Below are 16080 nucleotides of genomic sequence, written 5' to 3' on the forward strand. Positions count from 1 at the left end.
TTCTATGTCAAACTGTAACGCATGGTCGAGACGCAGAAGTACCCCGGCGACGCATCGGCTCCGGCGGAAAACTCGGGCGCAGCCCAGGCCGTGGCGAGTATGGTCTGGGATGCCTGGGGCATTCCGGCCGGACACAAGCCGTTATCGGCACAGGTCCGGGGCCTGCTCACGCAGGTGTTCGGAGTGTCCGGCGACCCGGTGGCGCGCCGCGATGAGGGCGAGGTGCCACTTCGAGAGTCGGCGCTGACGCCTACCCGACGAGACGGGTTGGTCGAGGTGGTCGGCCCGGACAACGTCTCGACCGACCACCGCGACCGCTTGCGGCACGCCGGCGGCAAGAGCACCCCTGACCTGTTGCGTCGCCGTGCCGAGGGCCCGCAGGACGCTCCGGACGCCATCGTCTTCCCCGCCGACCACGACCAGGTGCTCGCCGTGCTGGCCTACTGCGCCGAACACGCCATCGCGGTCGTGCCGTTCGGCGGCGGCACCAGCGTGGTCGGCGGCGTCGATCCGGTGCGCGGCCGCTTCGACACCGTGCTCGCGATGGACCTGCGCAGGCTCGACGGGGTGTCCGCTATCGACCCGGTCAGCGGCATGGCCACCCTCGGTGCCGGGCTCACCGGCCCGCGTGCGGAGGAACTGCTTCGGGCACAAGGACTTTCGCTCGGGCATTTCCCGCAGAGCTTCGAGTTCGCCAGCATCGGCGGCTTCGCCGCCACCCGGTCATCCGGGCAGGCCTCGGCGGGGTACGGGCGGTTCGACGACATGGTGCAGCGACTGAAGATCGCCACCCCCACCGGCACGCTGGAACTCGGCCGTCCGCCCGCCTCGGCGGCGGGCCCGGACCTGCGTGAGCTGTTCGTCGGCTCGGAAGGCGCCCTCGGTGTGATCACCGAGGTCACCGTGCGCGTCCACCCCGTACCGGAGACCACCGCCTATCAAGGGTGGTCGTTCCCCGACTTCGAAACCGGTGCCGCCGCACTGCGTTCGGTCGTGCAGGCGGGTGCCGCGCCAACGGTGCTTCGCCTGTCCGACGAGGCCGAGACCGGGGTCAATCTGGCCCGCTCCAGCGACATCGGCGGCAACGCGATCGCCGGCTGCCTCGCCATCACCACCTTCGAGGGGACTGCGGCGCATGTCGCGGCACGCAGCGCCGAGGCGAGCGCCTTGCTCACCGCGGCGGGTGGCACCGCGCTCGGCGAAACCCCGGCCAGGGAATGGGAACACGGCCGCTTCGGCGCGCCCTACATGCGCGATGCATTGCTGGACGTCGGCGTGCTGTGCGAAACGCTGGAGACCGCAACAACCTGGGCGAACCTCGGCACGCTCAAGGCGAAGGTGACTGCCGCGCTGACCGATTCGCTCTCCGGGCAGGGCACCCCGCCGCTGGTCATGTGCCACATCTCGCACACCTACCCGACCGGTGCGTCGCTGTACTTCACCGTCGTCGCCAAGCAGCTCGATGATCCGATCGCGCAGTGGCACACGGCGAAACAGGCTGTCGGCGACGCGATCGTGGCCAACGGCGGCACCATCACCCACCATCACGCGGTCGGCACCGACCACCGCCCATGGCTGCCCGCCGAGGTCGGCGATCTCGGGGTCCGCGTATTGCGCGCGGTGAAAGCCGAAGTGGACCCGGCGGGCATCCTCAATCCTGGAAAGCTGATCCCGTGACGCAGAATTCGATTCGAACCGTGCGTGCGGTCACGGTGGTGACCAACCCGCGCGCAGGACACGACGTCGCGGACGCGGCAATGGCACGGTTGCGGGCACGCGGGGTCGAGATCGCCGAGGTGCGCGCGCCGTCGGCCGCCGAAACGGTTCGGCTGGTGCGGGACTCGATCGCGCAGGGCAACGGCGACGCGGTGGTCTGCATCGGCGGCGACGGCCTGATCAACGTGACCCTCGACGCCGTCGCGCACACGGGTGTTCCGCTCGGCATGGTCCCGGCGGGTACCGGCAACGATCTCGCCCGGGAACTGGGCGTGCCCACCGAGGATCCGGCCGCCGCGGCCGACCTGGTGGCCGACGGGAAGATCCGGACCATCGACCTCGGCCGGATCGAACCGTCCGCACCGGGATCGGCGCCGATGTGGTTCGTCACCGTCACCGGCACCGGGTTCGACGCCCGAGTTACATTGCGCGCCAACGCTATGCGCTGGCCCAAGGGTCGTCTGCGCTACACCGCCGCCGCGCTGGCCGAGATCTCCGGCCGGTTCACCGTGCCCTATCGGGTCGAGTTGACCGGCGCGGTCACCGAGGGCCTGACGAATCCGGGGGTGGGGTCGGAGGTGTCGACCAACGCGGTGATGGTCGCGGTCGGCAATACCCGCACCTACGGCGGCGGCATGCTGATCTGCCCGGACGCGGTGCTGGACGACGGCCTGCTCGATCTCACCGTGGTCGGCGGACTGTCCCGGGTAGAGATGCTGCGGCTACTGCCCGCGCTGTCCGCGGGCAAACGGCAGAATCACCCGGAGGTCAAGCAGTATCGCGCGGCGGAGATCACCCTGACCGCGCCCGGCGCCCCGGCGACCGCCGACGGCGAACCCGCAGGCACGTTGCCCATCACCATCCGCGCCGTACCGAGTGCGCTGACAGTGCTGGTTCCCTGAGCCCGCATCGCCCGGCTCCCGCGCAGCCGGGAAACGAGTGGTGTCACAGGGCTTCCCCGATCCGGGGTATTCGCGCCGACTGGGAAGCGGATTCCTACGCGGCGAAGGTGACCCGGTTCATCTGATTGATGTTGCTCCGGTCGACGATCACCAGCGACTCGGGCGCGGGCCGCAGACCGCCACCCGCCCGCAGTCGCTGCATCAGCCGCCGCCAGCGAAAGCAATGCAGCACAAAGGTCATTCGATTCGACCGCCGCCCGCGCGCCTGTTGCCCGGCGCGGGCCACCGCGGCGGGCACATCGAGCAGGATCACGTGCAGCTCCCTGCCGTACCCCGCGGCCCAGAGGGCGATGATCCACCGCGCCCAGCCGGTGGTGGCACAGTCGTGGATGACCACCGGTCCCTCCGTATCCCGCAGTGCCCGACGAATTCCCGCGAAGTGCACGACATGGACGACCGGCCGCCACAGCGAATACGGCAGCCAGCCGAGCCGGTGCCGCAACCGATTCCGGGCTTGCAGCGAGTCCAGCACGAGCGACCCTTCCGGCCCGCCGGAGGGGTCTTCCGCCTCGGTCGTGGCGCCGAAGAACCGGCGCAGCACCGTGCTCTTGCCCGCCCCCGGTATCCCGGCGACGACCAGCGCCGCCATCGGCGGATACTGCAATTCATCGATGACCCGGCCGCGCAGATCGTGCACGGCATCCGGTGCGAGGAAAGACGATATCGCCTCGGGGGAGTGCGGTGGCAGCACGACGAGCGGAGGGTTCACCTCTTCCAGAGTCCCTAGCCGGACTTGTTCCGGCAACGGGGAAAACCCTGATTTTTCACTCACATCCTCCAGCCTCCGCATCCGCGGCCGATATCGCAACAACGGACAATACGGGCGCGGTCGAATCGTGACTATCCCGATCGGCCGCCGCGGCTGCGCGCGCGGACGTGCATGCGCTCGCCCTGGCTCCCGAAGAGGCTGAGGATTTCGACCGGACCGCGGCCGGTGGAACCGAACCAATGTGGTTGCCGGGTATCGAATTCGGCGGCTTCGCCAGGTCCGAGGACGATGTCGTGCTCGCCGAGCACCATCCGTAGCCGACCGGACAGTACGTAGAGCCACTCGTACCCGTCGTGCACGCGCGGCTCCGGCTCGGTGCGGTCGGCGGGCATCACCATCTTGAAGGCCTGCAACGGTCCCGGTTGGCGAGTGAGCGGAAACACGGTGATACCGTTCACCTTTCGTGCGGGGGCATGCACGCGGGGGTCGGCGATCTTCGGTGCGGCGACGAGTTCGTCCAGCGGCACCTGTAAGGCCAACGCGATCGGCAACAGGAGTTCCAGACTGGCGCGGCGCTGCCCGGACTCCAGCCGGGACAGGGTGCTCTTGGAGATCCCGGTGGACTCCGCCAAGGCCGTCAGGGTGACATTGCGGTGCGTGCGCGCCGCCTTGAGCCGCGGCCCGATGTCGGCAAGCGCGGCGGCGATGGTCGGCTGGTTCTGCATGACTCCAGTGCACCTCGAATTCCCGGAAACGGCAATATAAGTTGCTGTAATCGCGACAGGACCGGCAACCTGTTCGGCGGAGGTGATCGCTAGATGAGCGAGCGAACGATGGACACAGCCGAGCATTCGCTCGTGCCGGAGCCGAGCGTCAGCGAGGCGGAGGCATGAGCGAAACGTACGACGTAGTGGTCGTCGGCGGGGGTGCGGCGGGACTGTCCGCGGCGCTGGTGCTGACCAGGTCCATGCGCACGGTGGCGGTAGTACGAGGCGGTGCGCCGCGCAACGCACCCGCCGAACACATGCACGGATTCCTCAGCCGAGACGGCATGCCGCCGGGCGAGCTGCTGGAGCGAGGCGCAGCGGAGGTAGCCGGATACGGCGGCGAGCTGATCGATGACCTGGTGACCGGCGTCGAAAACCCCGACACCGGAGATGATTTCACCGTTCGACTGGCAAGCGGACGGACCCTCACCGCGCGGCGCATCCTGGTGGCCACGGGATTGCGCGACGAGCTTCCGGACCTGCCCGGCGTGCGCGAGCGGTGGGGCAGCGACGTGCTGCACTGCCCGTACTGCCACGGATACGAGGTGCGCAATCAGCCGCTCGGTCTGCTCGGCGGTGCCGACCCACGGGTGCCGCACCTGGCTCTGGTGCTGCCGCAGTGGTCGGCCGAGGTGACCTTGTTCCAGCACACGATGGAGTTGTCCGACACCGATCGGGCTCAGCTCACCGCGCGCGGCGTCCGGATCGTCGAGGGCGAGGTCGCTCGACTCGTCGTCGACGGCACCTTGCGCGGCGTGGAACTGGTCGACGGGCGTGCGGTGCCCTGCTCGGCCATGTTCGTCGCGCCTACCTTCGTGCCCAATGCCGACCTGTTGCACGCCCTGGGCTGTGACTTCGACGAGAAGGGCTGGGTGGTCGCCGACCCGTCCGGGCGGACCAGCGTGCCGGGCGTCTGGGCGGCGGGCAATGTCGCGAACCCCGCCGCCCAGGTCGTCGGTGCGGCGTCGGCGGGCTATTCGGCGGCGGTCGCGATCAATGTCGACCTGGCGCAAGCGGCCGCCCAGATGCCCGTTTCGACCGGTTAATCCGGAGATCAGGGGTAGAAAATGCCGGAAGCTGAGAATTGCTTATGGATTCGAGAACCCTTCCAGCTGGGACGGTAAGCTTTCTGGTGTAGGCGGAGTCTTCGGTGTCCCTCATCCACCGAAGACTCCGCCTTACTTTTTGTCCGGATCCCGGGCAATCTCGTTGTGCGGCAACCGGTGCCGCGACCCCAGTCGCCGCAGGCAGGACACTTCCTCCTCGGTCAGCAGCAGGGCCCGCGCGATCCCGGCGAGCACCTCGTCCGAGACGTGGGTCACCCGGCCGAGCTCGAGCCGGGTGTACTGATCGACGCTCAGCCCGGCCAGCTGGGCGACTTCTTCGCGACGCAGCCCGCTCACCCGGCGTGGATTGCCGACGGGCGGCAGGCCGACTTGCTCCGGCGCGATCGACGCGCGCTTGCCCCTCAGGAATTCGCCGAGCTCACTCACGTCGGCAAGTTTCACACGACCCGAGGCTCGGCCTGCCCACCGCGCCGCCGGCCACCGGGCTCATGCGCCGTCCGGCCGCCACCGCGCACCGAATCGCCGCACGACGGGATTGATTCCGGCGCCGCCCCGCACCCTGCGGAAAACGGTTGAGCCCGACCACTAGAATCGTCGGGTGACCAGCGCAGCCCCTGACAATCCGCGTAATCGTGCCGATGCCCTCCCCAAGAGCTGGAACCCCGGCGAGGTAGAGGCCTCGATGTACGAGCGCTGGGTAGCCGCTGGCTATTTCGAGGCCGACGCCACCAGCGACAAGCCGCCCTACTCGATCGTGCTGCCCCCGCCGAACGTCACCGGCAACCTGCACATGGGCCACGCCCTCGACCACACGATCATGGACGCCCTCACCCGCCGCAAGCGCATGCAGGGCTACGAGGTGCTGTGGCTGCCCGGCATGGACCACGCGGGCATCGCCACCCAGACCATCGTGGAGAAGCAGCTCGCCGTCGACGGCAAGACCAAGGAAGACTTCGGCCGCGAGCTGTTCATCGACAAGGTGTGGGACTGGAAGCGTGAGTCCGGCGGCGCCATCCAGTGGCAGATGCGCGCGCTCGGCGACGGCGTCGACTGGAGCCGCGACCGGTTCACCATGGACGACGGCCTCTCTCAGGCCGTGCAGACGATCTTCAAGCGGCTCTACGACGCCGGACTGATCTACCGCGCCGAGCGACTGGTCAACTGGTCGCCCGCGCTGCGCACCGCCATCTCCGACATCGAGGTCAAGTACGAGGACGTGGACGGCGAGCTCGTCTCGCTGCGCTACGGCTCGCTCGACGACAACGAGCCGCACGTGATCGTGGCCACCACCCGGGTGGAGACGATGCTCGGCGACACCGCGGTGGCCGTGCACCCGGAGGACCCGCGCTACCGCGCGCTGATCGGCACCACCCTGGAGCATCCGATCACCGGGCGGCAGATCCCGATCATCGCCGACGACTACGTCGACCCCGAGTTCGGTTCCGGCGCAGTGAAGATCACCCCCGCGCACGACCCGAACGACTTCGAGATGGGGCTGCGGCACAACCTGCCGATGCCCAACATCATGGACGAGGGCGGCCGGATCATCGACACCGGAACCGAATTCGACGGCATGGATCGCTTCGAGGCCCGCGTCGCGGTGCGCGAGCGGTTGGCCGCGGAAGGCCGCGTGGTCGCCGAGAAGCGCCCGTACGTGCACAGCGTGGGGCACTCCGAGCGCAGCGGTGAGCCGATCGAGCCCCGTCTTTCCATGCAGTGGTGGGTCAAGGTGGACACGCTGGCCAAGGCGGCGGGCGACGCGGTGCGCAACGGCGACACCGTGATTCACCCCGCCAGCTCGGAGCCGCGCTGGTTCGACTGGGTCGACAACATGCACGACTGGTGCATCTCCCGGCAGCTGTGGTGGGGTCACCGCATCCCGATCTGGTACGGCCCCGAGGGTGAGGTCATCTGCGTCGGCCCCGGCGAGACCGCGCCCGAGGGCTACGTGCAGGACCCGGACGTGCTCGACACCTGGTTCTCCTCGGGCCTGTGGCCGTTCTCCACGATGGGCTGGCCCGACGCCTCCGCCGAGCTCGAGAAGTTCTATCCGACAAGCGTTCTCGTCACCGGGTACGACATCCTGTTCTTCTGGGTGGCCAGGATGATGATGTTCGGTACCTACGTCGGTAACGACGCGGTCCTTCGGGCGGGCAAGGAAGGGTCGCAGGTTCCGTTCAAGGATGTGTTCCTGCACGGCCTGATTCGCGACCAGTACGGCAAGAAGATGTCGAAGTCGCGCGGCAACGGCATCGACCCGCTGAGCTGGATCAACGAATACGGTGCCGACGCACTGCGATTCACCCTGGCCCGCGGCGCGCAGCCCGGCGGCGACCTCTCGGTCGGCGAACAGCACGCGCTCGCCTCGCGCAGCTTCGTCACGAAGCTGTTCAACGCCACCAAGTTCGCGCTGATGAACGGCGCGCGCACCGGTGCGCTGCCCGACCGCGCCCAGCTCACCGACGCCGACCGCTGGATCCTGGATCGGCTCGAAGAGGTGCGTGCCGAGGTGGATTCGGCGCTGGACAGTTACGAGTTCGGTAAGTCCTGCGAGGCGCTGTACCACTTCGCCTGGGACGAATTGTGTGACTGGTACCTGGAATTGACCAAGGTGCAGTTCGCCGAGGAAGGCGCCCGCGCCGACAACACCCAGCTGGTGCTCGGCACCGTGCTCGACGCGGTGCTGCGGCTACTGCATCCGGTCATCCCGTTCGTCACCGAGTCGCTGTGGCAGGCGCTGACGGGGGGCGAGTCCCTGGTGATCGCCGCGTGGCCGCAGGCCTCCGGTGTGCCGACCGATCAGGTGTCGGCTCAGCGCATCGCGGACACCCAGCGGTTGATCACCGAGATCCGCCGGTTCCGTGGCGATCAGGGCCTGGCCGACAAGCAGAAGGTCGCGGCCAAGCTCATCGGCCTCGACACCGCCGGCCTCACCGAACTGCACGACTCCGTGGCGAACCTGGCCCGGCTCACCGAGCCCGGCGACGACTTCGCGGCAACCGCGACCGTCGAGGTCAGGCTGAGCGGCGCCACCGTCACCGTCGAGCTGGACACCTCGGGCGCGGTCGACCTGGACGCCGAACGCCGCCGCCTGGAGAAGGACCTGGCCGCCGCCGAGAAGGAATTGGCGGGCACCACCGCCAAACTCGGCAACGAGGCCTTCCTCGCCAAGGCGCCGGAGCCGGTGGTCGTGAAGATCAAGGACCGCCAGGAAGTCGCCGCCGCCGAGGTGGCGCGCATCGGTGCCCGGCTCGCGGAACTGAGCGGCAAATGAACCACGAACCCGAGCCCCAGTACGGCGACGAGCTTCGGCACCCGGCCGCCGGGCCACGGCTGAGCTCCGGCCCGTCCCCGGTCGAGCTGGCCGAAATGGCGCTGGTGGAGGCCGAACTCGACACCCGCTGGCCGGAAACCAAGATCGAACCGTCGCTCACCCGCATCGCCACGCTGATGGATCTGCTCGGCTCGCCGCAGCAGAGCTACCCGGCGATCCACGTCGCGGGCACCAACGGCAAGACCTCGGTGACCAGGATGATCGACGCACTGCTCACCGCGCTACACCGGCGCACCGGCCGGATCACCAGCCCGCACCTGCAGCTGGCCACCGAGCGGATCAGCATCGACAACGCGCCGATCACGCCCGCCAGGTATGTGGAGACCTACCGCGAGTTGCAACCGTTCATCGAGATGATCGACGCGCAGTCGGCCGAGGTGGGCGGGCCGAAGATGAGCAAGTTCGAGGTGCTCACCGGCATGGCGTTCGCGGCCTTCGCCGAGGCGCCGGTCGACGTGGCCGTCGTGGAGACGGGTCTCGGTGGAACCTGGGACGCCACCAACGTGATCGACGGGCAGGTCGCGGTGATCACCCCGATCGGGATGGACCACACCGACTACCTCGGCACCGATCTCACCTCCATCGCGGGGGAGAAGGCCGGAATCATCAAACGCGCGCCGGAGAGTTTGATTCCGCGCGACACCGTCGCGGTGATCGCCGAACAGGACCCCGAGGCGATGGAGGTGCTGCTGCGCCGCGCCGTCGAGGTGGACGCCGCGGTGGCGCGCGAAGGCGGCGAGTTCCGGGTGCTGGCCCGTCAGATCGCGATCGGCGGTCAGCAGCTCGAACTGCAAGGCCTCGGCGGGGTGTACGACGAGATCTTCCTGCCGCTGCACGGCGAGCATCAGGCGCGCAACGCGGTGCTGGCCCTCGCGGCGGTCGAGGCGTTCTTCGGCGCCGGCGCCGACCGCCAACTCGACATCGAGGCCGTCCGCGCGGGTTTCGCGAGCGTGACCAGCCCGGGCCGGCTCGAGCGGATGCGCAGCGCGCCGACCATCTTCATCGACGCCGCACACAACCCGGCGGGCGCGCAGGCGCTGGCCTCGACGTTGACCGCGGAGTTCGACTTCCGCAAGCTGGTCGGTGTGGTCTCCGTGCTCGCCGACAAGGACGCCGACGGCATCCTCACCGCGCTGGAACCGGTGCTCGACGAAATCGTCGTCACCGCCAACGGTTCGCCGCGCGCGATGGACGTCGACCTGCTCGCCGACCTCGCCGTGCAGCGCTTCGGCGACGAGCGGGTGATCACGGCGCCGACGCTGCCGGACGCGCTGGAGACCGCGATCGCCATTGCCGAGGAGGTCGGCGAGTCCGGGGAGATGGTGTCCGGCGCCGGGGTCGTGGTGACCGGCTCCGTAGTGACGGCGGGCGCGACGCGCGCGCTGTTCGGAAAGGACCCCGCATGACCGAGCCCGCCGCCCAACCCGATTCGGTGCCCGAGCCCGCGACCGATCCGTGGAAGGGCTTCCGCGGGGTGATGGCGGGCACGCTGATCCTCGAGGCGATCGTGGTGCTGCTGGCGCTGCCGGTCGTCGGCTCGGTCGGCGGCGGAGTGACCTGGGCCTCGGGGACTTACCTGGTGGTGCTCGCCGTGGTGATGTTCCTCGGCGCCGGATTACAGCGTCGGCCGTGGGCGATGTCGTTCAATCTCGGGCTGCAGGTTTTTGTGCTGCTCGGCACCTTCATCCACCTGTCCATCGGGATCATCGGCGTGGTGTTCGCGGTGGTGTGGGGGTTCATTCTGGTGCTGCGCGCGGATGTGCGCGGGCGGATGGAGAAGGGTCTGCTGCCGAGCCAGCGGATCCAGCGTTCCTCCTGATCCTTATCTGCGACACGAGCCGGCACCAGCCCTTCCGTTGCCGCTCTGCGCCCGCGCGATGCCCCTGTCGTCGGGGTCGAAAGTCTCGGGGTCGCGACAATTCCGGTCTGCCCCGCTCGACCGCCGCTCCCTACCGTGGCCGCTGATACGGCGTCGAATCGGGCGTCGTACGGCTAGCGAAGGAGCAGTGCTTATGCAGCGGATTGTGGCGAATAGTGTTGTGCTCGGGGCGATTGCGGTGGTCATGATGATCGGAGCGGGACAGGCGACGGCCGAACAAGGCCTGCGCCTGGAGCCCGCTGGGCCGGCCGCGCCGGTCGGTGAGACGGGGACCGGATCCGCGACCGGGCTGTCCAAGCTGCTGTCGAGTCTTTCGGGCCCTGCCGACTGTGGTCTCGGCGGTAAGCCCCCGACGGGCAGCAACTTCCTTTGCTGACCTGCATCGGAGCCCTCTGATCCACCATCGGTGCCCCGCTTCGTTCATGGTGGCGGGGCACCGATGTGCCCACCGTATGGTCCGCTGCGCCGCGACGTGCGCACCCCCTGTCGCGCCCCAGACGACCGCTGGTTCGGTACCCGCCGGGGGTGCCGGTTAGAGTGTGCGCCGTGACTGAGCAGACGTTGGTACTCATCAAGCCGGACGGTGTGGCCCGTGGCCTCGTCGGCGAGGTGCTGGTACGAATCGAGCGCAAGGGCCTGAAGATCGCGGCCCTCGAGCTGAAGCATGTGTCCGAGGACCTGGCCAAGGGCCACTACGCCGAGCACGCCGAGAAGCCGTTCTTCGGCTCCCTGATCGAATTCATCACCTCCGGCCCGGTCGTCGCGGCCATCCTGGAGGGGCCGCGCGCGATCGCGGCGTTCCGGCAGCTCGCCGGCGGCACCGATCCGGTCGAAAAGGCGGTGCCCGGCAGCATTCGCGGAGACTTCGCCCTGGAGACGCAAGAGAACCTGGTACACGGGTCCGATTCGCCCGAATCGGCCAAGCGTGAGATTGCTCTGTGGTTCCCGGAGTTCCCGGCCTGAAAATAGTTTGCGAGTTGAACACAGTCCTGAGCGAGCGTAGCGAGCGAACTGAAGGCACAGCGCCCAGCGGGGCGCGGCTTGCCGAGCTTTAGCGAGGCAAGCCGTGCGCCGCGGTGAGACCGCGGCGCTCGGTATGGGATACTGACATCGGCTGCTTTTGATGCCGACTGTTCGCGCAGGTACGTGGACTATCGGGGCCATCGCAGCCGGATGACACACCGCGGTTCGATGCCGATCATCGCTGCCACGGACAAAAGGCCCGGTCGCTGGGCTTGCTGTTCGCGTCGGCACGCTGGATGAGCGCTCACAATCGCGGAGTTCAGCCAACAGCCAGGCGCCGCGTGACCAGTTAGCCCAAACCGACGAACAACATGGTGATAACCGGACATGCGGGGCGAGACCAGATGACCTTGCGCTGAGCGGCGTGAGGCGAACGGACAGTGCCCCCGCGTCGGCCGCTTCACTCCTTACCGGGAGGGACGCGCCCGGGGGTCCGAGGAGACTTCGTGGCCGAAAAAGAGCCATTGGAAACAACACCACAGGATGCCGAACAATTGCCGGAGCGAATCCGAGTTCACGCACTCGCCAAGCTGCTGGGGGTAACGAGTAAGCGCATCCTGGCCAAGCTCACCGAGTTGGGGTCCGACGCGCGCAGCGCGCAATCGAATGTCGACCGGGCGATTGCGGAATCCGTCCGCGACGCGCTCGGCCCGCCGGACGGTGACGCCCCGGCGGCGCAGGCGGCCGAGACTCCGGTTGTCCAGCAGGCCGAGACTCCGGTCGCGCAGCAGCCCGAGACCGCGGCCGAGCGACCGGCCGAGACTCCGGAAGAGCCTGCGCCCAGCCGGGGCCATGGCGGACTGGTCTTTTCCGCACCCGAACCGCTGATCGGCCACTCCGGGTCGGAGAACCCGAACGAGGTCGCGCACCAGCCGTCGGTGCAGCTGTTCACCCACCCCGTCCGGGAAGAGCCGCACGTCGCGGCGCCGGTGGTCTTCGAGTCCGCCGCCGTCGTGCAGGCACCGCTGTTCCTGCCGCCGGATGCCGCGGCCGCCGAGCAGACCCGCCGTAAGCGCCGCACCGAGCGCGATGTCCGCCGCGAAGAGCCGGTGGTCGAGCCGCAGCCCGAGGAAGAGCCCGAGGCGGTCGAGGACGACCAGGAATCGGCCGACCAGAGCGATGCTGACGGTCAGCCGCGCCGCAGGCGCCGGGGCCGTCGTGGCCGTGGCCGCGGTCGTGGGGAGCAGCACAGCGACGCCGACGACGAGAACGACTCGGACGACACCGAGGACGAGCAGAGTGGCGACGCCACCGCCGACACCACGGACTCGACCGACTCCGCCGAGGACAACACCGACTCCGACGACGACGAGAACGAGCCGGAGGGCGCGAGCCGTCGCCGCCGTCGTCGCCGCCGTCGCAAGGTGGCGGGCGAGCCCGCCGAGGCCGAGGCCGTCGCCACCGAGGACGACCCGCCGAACACCGTCGTGCACGAGCGCGAGCCGCGGAACAAGAGCCGCAGCCGCGCCACCACGGTCGACGAGGTGCAGGGCATCACCGGTTCCACCCGGCTCGAGGCCAAGCGGCAGCGCAGGCGCGACGGCCGCGAGGCAGGCCGGCGTCGCCCGCCGATCCTGACCGAGTCGGAGTTCCTGGCCCGTCGCGAAGCGGTGGACCGGGTGATGGTGGTGCGCGAGAAGGCGTTCCCGGATCACCCGACCGCCACCCAGGTCGCCGTGCTCGAGGACAACATCCTGGTCGAGCACTTCGTCACCAGCACCGGTTCCGCGTCGATGGTCGGCAATGTCTACCTCGGCAAGGTGCAGAACGTGCTGCCCAGCATGGAGGCGGCGTTCGTCGACATCGGCCGCGGCCGCAACGGCGTGCTCTACGCGGGCGAGGTGAACTGGGAGGCCGCCGGTCTCGGCGGTAAAGAGCGCAAGATCGAACAGGCGCTCAAGCCAGGCGAACTGGTGCTGGTCCAGGTCTCCAAGGACCCGGTCGGGCACAAGGGCGCCCGGCTCACCACCCAGATCAGCTTGGCCGGACGCTTCCTGGTGTATGTGCCGGGCGGCACGTCCACCGGCATCAGCCGCAAGCTGCCCGACACCGAACGCAAGCGGCTCAAGGAGATCCTGCGCGACATCGTCCCCAACGACGCCGGTGTGATCATCCGCACCGCGTCCGAGGGTGTCGCCGAGGACGAGCTGGCCCGCGACGTGGAACGCCTGCAGGCCACCTGGCGCACCATCGAGAAGGCCGCCGAGGGCAAGAACGACGGTCAGCCCAAGACGCTGTACGAAGAGCCCGACCTGCTGGTCAAGGTGATCCGCGACCTGTTCAACGAGGACTTCTCCAAGCTCGTCATCGAGGGTGACCGGGCCTGGAGCACGGTCGAGAAGTACATCGGCACCGTCGCACCGGAGATGCTCGCCCGGGTCTCCCGGCACGACAACAACAACGTCGATGTGTTCGAGGCCTACCGGATCGACGAACAGCTGGCCAAGGCGCTCGATCGCAAGGTGTGGCTGCCCTCGGGCGGCACCCTGGTGATCGACCGCACCGAGGCGATGACGGTGGTCGACGTGAACACCGGCAAGTTCACCGGTTCCGGCGGCAGCAACCTGGAAGAGACGGTCACTCGCAACAACCTGGAGGCGGCCGAGGAGATCGTGCGCCAGATGCGGTTGCGCGATATCGGCGGCATGATCGTGGTCGACTTCATCGACATGGTGCTCGAGTCGAACCGTGACCTGGTGCTGCGCAGGCTGACCGAGGCGCTCGGCCGCGACCGCACCCGCCATCAGGTGTCCGAGGTGACCTCGCTCGGCCTGGTGCAGATGACCCGTAAGAAGCTGGGCACCGGTCTGGTCGAGGCCTTCTCGACCACCTGTGAGCACTGCCATGGGCGCGGCATCCTCGTGCACGCTTACCCGGTGGAGCCGTCCTCCGGCGACGACGGTGCCGCACGCGGGACCCGGGAGACCGGATCGCGTCGGCGCCGTGGTCGCGACAAGAGTGCGGCCCCCGCCGCGCCTGTCGCCGCGAGCAACGGCACCGCGCCGGTCGAGTCCGAGGAGGACATCGCCGTCAAGCGGGCGCACCCGGTCGCCTTGGCGATGGCCGCGCACCACGGTGACGAGGACGAGTCGGAGGTGACCGGCAACCAGTCGGACGTCACCGAGGACGAGTCGGCCGAGATCGAGCCGCTCGAGACCGAGGTCGTCACCGAAGCCGCGGTGGCCGTGCCCGCCGATGACGTGGACGCCGAACCGGCCGAGGTGGTCGAGGTCGTGGAAACCGTCACGGAGATCGTGCCGGTCGCCGAGACGCCGGTCGCCGAAACACCTGCGGAATCGGCGGCACCCGCTGCCGAGGATCGCGCGGTAACCAACGGTGCGCCGGCCCCGGGCGCCCGCACCGGACGACGGCGCAGAGTCGCCCGTTCGGCCGCCGCGCCCGCCGCGGACAGCAGCGGTGCGGTGTTCGTGCTGCCGACCGCGGACCAGGCTCCGGCCCCCGCTGTCGACTTCACCGCGTCGGCTCCGGTCGAGGTGCCGCAGCGACGGCCGCGGCGCCGTGCTGTGGGCCGTCCGGCGGGCCCGCCGCCTGCGGAGTCGTAGCAGCTGCGCTGACAGCTTCGACGCGGCCGGTCGCACCCTTCGGTGCGGTCGGCCGCTTCGTCGGGTGGTGGTCACGGACGGGGCGTTTACGAGCGCACCGGAGGTGTCCCCGCCGCAGTGCCGGAAGGCCCCGAAACCCCACTGGCAAAGGGTTGCTCACAGGCTGCCGACAGGCGGATTGTGTCGTTGAAGGGGTGCTCTGGTAACCTTGGTCGGTCGCTGCCTGGCGATGGGCGTTATACCACGCCCCGCGCAGCAAGCCAGCCAAGAACACATCTCGCGTCGCGCACTTGTGTCGCGAGAAGAAACATGACTGTACTTATTCGAGTGGAGGAAGCCGACCGATGGCAACGTACGCGATCGTCAAGACCGGCGGAAAGCAGTACAAGGTCGCGGTCGGTGACCTGGTGAAGGTCGAGAAGATCGAGGGTAAGCCGGGTACTTCCGTCGCCCTGGATCCGGTTCTCGTCGTTGACGGGGCCGACCTGACCACCGACGCCGCGAAGCTGGCCAAGGTCTCCGTGGCCGCAGAGGTCGTCGAGCAGACCAAGGGCCCGAAGATCCGCATCCACAAGTTCAAGAACAAGACCGGCTACCACAAGCGTCAGGGTCACCGTCAGCCGCTGACGGTCATCAAGGTCACCGGCATCAAGTAAGACATCCCGAGGAGATTCAGCTATGGCACACAAGAAGGGTGCGTCCAGCTCCCGGAACGGTCGCGATTCCAACGCCCAGCGCCTCGGCGTCAAGCGGTTCGGCGGCCAGAAGGTCAACGCAGGCGAGATCCTGGTGCGTCAGCGCGGAACCCACTTCCACCCCGGCGTGAACGTCGGCCGTGGCGGTGACGACACCCTGTTCGCCCTCGCGGCGGGCGCGGTCGAGTTCGGCACCAAGCGCGGACGCAAGACCGTCAACATCGTCGTCCCGGAGCCGGTGGAGGCTTAGGCCTTACCTCTCCAGACAACAGCCGAGCGGGTCAGGGTCGCAACCCTGGCCCGTTTTCGCGTTTCAACAGACGTACCTCTGCGATCGACCAGTCCTGAAGGAGGATGATTCGGCA

14 protein-coding genes are annotated in these 16080 nt (G+C 68.7%); 11 read left to right on the plus strand and 3 right to left on the minus strand.

Features of this window, described 5'->3' with window-relative positions:
* Window positions 1-99: 99 nt before the first annotated feature.
* Both DMB37_RS29625 and DMB37_RS29630 read left to right on the plus strand, forming a co-directional pair.
* Window positions 100-1677 (plus strand): FAD-binding oxidoreductase, encoded by a 1578-nt coding sequence (locus DMB37_RS29625; protein WP_135237893.1) that lies wholly within the window; start codon window positions 100-102, stop codon window positions 1675-1677.
* Window positions 1674-2618 (plus strand): diacylglycerol kinase, encoded by a 945-nt coding sequence (locus tag DMB37_RS29630; RefSeq protein WP_240771704.1) that lies wholly within the window; start codon window positions 1674-1676, stop codon window positions 2616-2618. Before DMB37_RS29625 ends, DMB37_RS29630 begins: the two co-directional genes overlap by 4 nt.
* A 94-nt stretch (window positions 2619-2712) precedes the next feature.
* Here the strand turns inward: DMB37_RS29630 and DMB37_RS29635 are convergent, their stop codons facing one another.
* Window positions 2713-3387, minus strand: a complete 675-nt coding sequence (locus tag DMB37_RS29635; protein WP_240771705.1) for an ATP-binding protein — start codon at window positions 3385-3387, stop codon at window positions 2713-2715.
* 131 nt (window positions 3388-3518) lie between these two features.
* Window positions 3519-4112: a helix-turn-helix domain-containing protein gene (locus DMB37_RS29640; RefSeq protein ID WP_135235493.1), complete on the minus strand. Its 594-nt coding sequence runs from the start codon at window positions 4110-4112 to the stop codon at window positions 3519-3521.
* 164 nt (window positions 4113-4276) lie between these two features.
* On the opposite strand from DMB37_RS29640, the gene DMB37_RS29645 reads away from it, so the two are divergent.
* A complete protein-coding gene (locus tag DMB37_RS29645; protein WP_135235494.1) occupies window positions 4277-5200 on the plus strand; it encodes an NAD(P)/FAD-dependent oxidoreductase in 924 nt (307 codons plus the stop codon).
* 132 nt (window positions 5201-5332) lie between these two features.
* Here DMB37_RS29645 and DMB37_RS29650 read toward each other — a convergent pair whose 3' ends face one another.
* Window positions 5333-5647 (minus strand): helix-turn-helix transcriptional regulator, encoded by a 315-nt coding sequence (locus DMB37_RS29650; protein ID WP_240771706.1) that lies wholly within the window; start codon window positions 5645-5647, stop codon window positions 5333-5335.
* 172 nt (window positions 5648-5819) lie between these two features.
* Here DMB37_RS29650 and DMB37_RS29655 point away from each other — a divergent pair, with 172 nt between their 5' ends.
* The 8 genes from DMB37_RS29655 to rpmA all read left to right on the plus strand — a co-directional run bounded on the left by DMB37_RS29655 (window position 5820) and on the right by rpmA (window position 15965).
* A complete protein-coding gene (locus DMB37_RS29655; RefSeq protein WP_135235496.1) occupies window positions 5820-8495 on the plus strand; it encodes a valine--tRNA ligase in 2676 nt (891 codons plus the stop codon).
* A 95-nt stretch (window positions 8496-8590) separates the two neighbouring features.
* Window positions 8591-9961, plus strand: a complete 1371-nt coding sequence (locus tag DMB37_RS29660) for a folylpolyglutamate synthase/dihydrofolate synthase family protein (protein ID WP_135237895.1) — start codon at window positions 8591-8593, stop codon at window positions 9959-9961.
* A complete protein-coding gene (locus DMB37_RS29665) occupies window positions 9958-10374 on the plus strand; it encodes a DUF4233 domain-containing protein (protein ID WP_135235497.1) in 417 nt (138 codons plus the stop codon). Before DMB37_RS29660 ends, DMB37_RS29665 begins: the two co-directional genes overlap by 4 nt.
* Window positions 10375-10567: 193 nt before the next feature.
* Window positions 10568-10810: a hypothetical protein gene (locus tag DMB37_RS29670; RefSeq protein ID WP_135235498.1), complete on the plus strand. Its 243-nt coding sequence runs from the start codon at window positions 10568-10570 to the stop codon at window positions 10808-10810.
* 170 nt (window positions 10811-10980) lie between these two features.
* Window positions 10981-11397 carry a nucleoside-diphosphate kinase gene (gene ndk, locus DMB37_RS29675; RefSeq protein WP_107654803.1) on the plus strand — a complete coding sequence of 139 codons (417 nt, stop codon included), beginning with the start codon at window positions 10981-10983 and terminating at the stop codon, window positions 11395-11397.
* A 506-nt stretch (window positions 11398-11903) separates the two neighbouring features.
* Window positions 11904-15020 (plus strand): translation initiation factor IF-2 N-terminal domain-containing protein, encoded by a 3117-nt coding sequence (locus tag DMB37_RS29680; RefSeq protein WP_167768975.1) that lies wholly within the window; start codon window positions 11904-11906, stop codon window positions 15018-15020.
* 344 nt (window positions 15021-15364) lie between these two features.
* Window positions 15365-15676, plus strand: coding sequence for a 50S ribosomal protein L21 (rplU, locus tag DMB37_RS29685; protein ID WP_040732804.1), 312 nt, complete (start codon window positions 15365-15367; stop codon window positions 15674-15676).
* A gap of 22 nt (window positions 15677-15698) precedes the next feature.
* Window positions 15699-15965, plus strand: coding sequence for a 50S ribosomal protein L27 (gene rpmA / locus DMB37_RS29690; RefSeq protein ID WP_040732806.1), 267 nt, complete (start codon window positions 15699-15701; stop codon window positions 15963-15965).
* Window positions 15966-16080 lie beyond the last annotated feature (115 nt).

The sequence above is a fragment of the Nocardia sp. CS682 genome, from assembly GCF_004634405.1.
Lineage (GTDB): Bacteria > Actinomycetota > Actinomycetes > Mycobacteriales > Mycobacteriaceae > Nocardia > Nocardia ninae.